This window comes from Mesorhizobium sp. M2C.T.Ca.TU.002.02.1.1 (genome assembly GCF_003997225.1).
Genome location: NZ_RZTO01000764.1, coordinates 1 through 2,941 on the forward strand (window position 1 = coordinate 1; position 2,941 = coordinate 2,941).

4 protein-coding genes and 1 pseudogene are annotated in these 2,941 nt (G+C 63.0%); 1 reads left to right on the top strand and 4 read right to left on the bottom strand.

The features are described 5' to 3' along the window. The 3 genes and pseudogenes from EOD07_RS28980 to modA form a co-directional block, all read right to left on the bottom strand. Positions 1-123: pseudogene (locus EOD07_RS28980) on the bottom strand (molybdenum ABC transporter ATP-binding protein); the annotation flags it as partial. Then, positions 120-824, bottom strand: coding sequence for a molybdate ABC transporter permease subunit (gene modB, locus EOD07_RS28985; RefSeq protein WP_027168773.1), 705 nt, complete (start codon positions 822-824; stop codon positions 120-122). The pseudogene EOD07_RS28980 and the gene modB, both read right to left, overlap by 4 nt. 21 nt (positions 825-845) lie before the next feature. Then, on the bottom strand, positions 846-1,640 hold the full coding sequence (gene modA / locus EOD07_RS28990; protein ID WP_127237791.1) for a molybdate ABC transporter substrate-binding protein: 795 nt from the start codon (positions 1,638-1,640) through the stop codon (positions 846-848). A gap of 161 nt (positions 1,641-1,801) precedes the next feature. Between modA and EOD07_RS28995 the strand changes: the two genes are divergently transcribed. Next, positions 1,802-2,011 (top strand): molybdopterin-binding protein, encoded by a 210-nt coding sequence (locus EOD07_RS28995; protein WP_041008230.1) that lies wholly within the window; start codon positions 1,802-1,804, stop codon positions 2,009-2,011. A gap of 13 nt (positions 2,012-2,024) precedes the next feature. Here the strand turns inward: EOD07_RS28995 and EOD07_RS29000 are convergent, their stop codons facing one another. Further along, positions 2,025-2,819, bottom strand: coding sequence for a thymidylate synthase (locus EOD07_RS29000; RefSeq protein ID WP_041007755.1), 795 nt, complete (start codon positions 2,817-2,819; stop codon positions 2,025-2,027). Between the last annotated feature and the right edge of the window lie 122 nt (positions 2,820-2,941).

Genomic DNA, 2,941 nt, shown 5'->3' on the forward strand with positions numbered 1-2,941 from the left:
GATCAGCGTCGACTTGCCCGACCCCGAGGGCCCGAACAGCGCCGTCAGTCGGCCGGCGCTCTCGAAATGCGCTTCCAGGGCGAATTCGCCGAGCCGATGGTGGATATCCACGGACAGCGTCATTCGATGTCCATCCGCCGGCCGACGCGACGCGCCAGAACTTCCGAAGCGATGAGCGCGACCATCGAGATAGCGATCGAGATCAGCGTCAGCCTGAGCGCGCCTTCGTCGCCGCCTGGCACCTGGGTGAAGGTGTAGATCGCCGAGGGCAGCGTCTGCGTCTCGTTGGGGATGTTGGAGACGAAGGTGATGGTGGCGCCGAATTCACCCATCGCCTTGGCGAAGGAAAGGATCGCGCCCGCGATCAGCCCGGGCAGGATCAGCGGCAGCGTGATGGTGGCGAACACCCAGAGCGGATTGGCGCCGAGCGTGCCGGCGGCCGCCTCCATCTTGCGGTCGACCGCCTCGATCGAGAGCCGGATGGCCCGCACCATCAGCGGAAAGCCCATGACCCCGCATGCCAGTGCCGCGCCCGTCCAGCGGAACGAGAAGACGATGCCGAAATGCTCGGCCAGGAAGGCCCCGGCCGGGCCGCGCCGGCCGAAGGTGAGCAGAAGCAGGTAGCCCGTCACAACCGGCGGCAGGATCAGCGGCAGATGCACCAGCCCGTTGAGCAGCGTCTTGCCCCAGAAACGCCCCCGCGCCAGCAGGAGCGCAAGCAGGATGCCGGGCGGCAGGCTGGCAATCATCGCCACCGTCGCCACCTTGATCGACAGCCGGACCGCATTCCATTCGTCGGGAGTGAGGTCCAGCAGCCAGTTCATGTCAGCGTTGCGCGGTCTTTCTCAGTTGCTCGGCGCGAGCACCGTGAAACCCTGCTCCTTGAAGAGCGCGGCGGCCTTGGCCGACTCGACGCATTTCAGGAAGGCAGCCGTATCCTTGTCCTTCGAATCGGCGGTCTGGGCAATCGGGTAGATGATCGGCGGGTGCGAATCTTCCGGGAAGGTGCCAACGACCTTGACGCCCTTTTCCGCATGCGCGTCGGTGGCGTAGACGATGCCCAGCGCCGCCTCGCCCGTCGACACCAGCTTAAGCGCTGCGCGCACATTCTCGGCCTGCGCGACCTTGCCCTCGACCGACGACCAGACGCCCAGTGATTCCAGCGCCGCCTTGCCGTATTTGCCGACCGGCACGGCCTTGAAATCGCCCATGGCAAGCTTGCCGTCGCCGATCAGCTTGGCGAGGTCGAATCCCTTCTCGACCTTGGTCTCGACCGCGGAATCCTTCGGCGCCACCAGCACGATCTGGTTGCCGAGCAGCTTCACCTCGGTATCCGGCTTGATCAGCTTCTTGTCGGAGAGATATTTCATCCAGTCGAGGTCGGCCGACACGAACACGTCGGCCGGCGCGCCGCCTTCGATCTGCTTGGCCAACGCCGAGCTCGCCGCGTAGGAAATGGTGGCGGCTTCGCCGACTTCCGGCTCACAGGCCTTGTTGACCGCGTCGAGCGCATCCTTGAGGCTCGCCGCGGCAAACACGACCACCTTGTCGTCGGCATGGGCCGCCGGCACCGCCGCCATCAGCATTGCCGTGAAACCTCCAATAGCGATCGCCTTCAACCCGAAACCCTTGCCCGTCATGAAGTCTCTCCCTGGTTTCAAAATCCGTTCGGCCCAAAGCCTCTGACCGATATATCCGGATGAACATAACAAGGAAAGGCTTTTCGCCTGTCGTGGCATTGTGCGCCGGCGTGGTCCCGGCCTACGATAAGTCGGAAACAGCGATGCTCAAGGAGAGACGCGTGAAGATCAGCGCCCGCAATATCCTGAAGGGTAAGGTCACGGAGATCGTCAAGGGAGCCACCACCTCGCATGTCAGGATCGACATCGGCGGTGGCGTCATCGTCACCTCCTCGATCACCAACGAGGCGGTCGCCGACCTCGCGCTCGAAAACGGCAAGCAGGCCTATGCGGTGATCAAGGCTTCGGACGTCATGGTCGGCATCGACTAAGCCGAAAACTGGCTCATACGGCGATGGGCGCCTTGATATTTGCATCCGCGAAATAATTCTCGAGGCGGAAATCCTCGAAACGGAAGGCAAAAAGGTCCTTGACCTCCGGGTTGATCCACATCGTCGGCAAGGCCTTCGGCGTGCGCCGCATCTGCTCGCGCGCCTGCTCGAAATGGTTCGAATAAAGATGCGCGTCGCCAAGCGTGTGGACGAAGTCGCCGGGCTTCAGCCCGGTCACCTGCGCCACCATCATGGTGAGCAGGGCATAGGAAGCGATGTTGAACGGCACGCCGAGGAAGATATCGGCCGAGCGTTGGTAAAGCTGGCAGGAGAGCCTGCCTTCCGAGACATAGAACTGGAACAGGCAGTGGCAGGGCGGCAGTGCCATCGCCTCGACCTCGGCCGGATTCCAGGCCGAGACGATCAGCCGGCGCGAGTTGGGATTCCGGCGTATCTCCTTCAGAAGGCCCGCGATCTGGTCGATCTCGCCGCCATGCCCGTCCGGCCATGAGCGCCACTGCTTGCCATAGACCGGGCCGAGATCGCCGTTCTCGTCGGCCCATTCGTCCCAGATGCTGACGCCGTTGTCGTTGAGATATTTGATGTTTGTGTCGCCGGCCAGGAACCACAAGAGCTCGTGGATGATCGACTTCAGGTGCAGCTTCTTCGTGGTCGTGACCGGAAAGCCGCGCGAAAGGTCGAAACGCATCTGGTAGCCGAACACCGAGCGGGTGCCGGTGCCCGTACGGTCGCCGCGATCGGCGCCGTTCTCCAGCACATGCTTCAACAGGTCGAGATATTGGCGCATCGGCTCCGCCTCGATTCGAGCTTACAGCTGATCATAGCGGACTGACAGCCAGTCGAATACCGGAAAGCAGGCAGCAGATGTGGACCACGCCGGAAAATCCACGGCGCCGGCACGGTTTCGTG